We start from the raw sequence: 557 nt of genomic DNA on the forward strand, positions 1-557 counted from the left end.
TTGGCCGCTGGTGTGGCCGGTGTGGTGGTGACCATGCTGACCGGGCTGCTCGTCGCCTTCGGCGCCACCCCCTCCTCCGCGGCCACTGTGGACACGAACGCGTGGTACGTGCTGGTCAACCGCGGCAGCGGCAAAGCCCTCGACGTCTACAACCTCGCCACCAACGACGGAGCGCGCATCACCCAGTGGACGCGCAACGACGGCAACCAGCAGCAATGGCAGTTCGTGGACTCCGGCGGCGGCCACTACCGGCTCAAGTCACGCCACTCCGGCAAGGTCCTCGACGTGCACAACTGGTCAACCGCCAACGGCGCCGCGATCGTGCAATGGTCCGACACCAACGGCACCAACCAACAGTTCCGACTCGCCGACTCCCCCAACGGACACGTCCGACTCATCAGCCGCCACTCCAACAAAGCCGTCGAAGTACAAGGCGCCTCCACCACCGACGGAGCCAACATCGTCCAATACGACGACTGGGGCGGCAACAACCAACAATGGTCCCTCGTCCGCGTCGGAGGCGGCACCAACCCCACCACCACAACCCCGCCGGGCGG

1 protein-coding gene is annotated in these 557 nt (G+C 66.4%); it reads left to right on the forward strand.

The window, feature by feature from the left end:
• Positions 1–33: 33 nt before the first annotated feature.
• A partial coding sequence (locus tag ACFPM7_RS30360) for an RICIN domain-containing protein (RefSeq protein WP_378251284.1) occupies positions 34–557 on the forward strand: 524 nt, incomplete at its 3' end.

This window comes from Actinokineospora guangxiensis (genome assembly GCF_042657845.1).
Taxonomy (GTDB): Bacteria; Actinomycetota; Actinomycetes; order Mycobacteriales; family Pseudonocardiaceae; genus Actinokineospora; species Actinokineospora guangxiensis.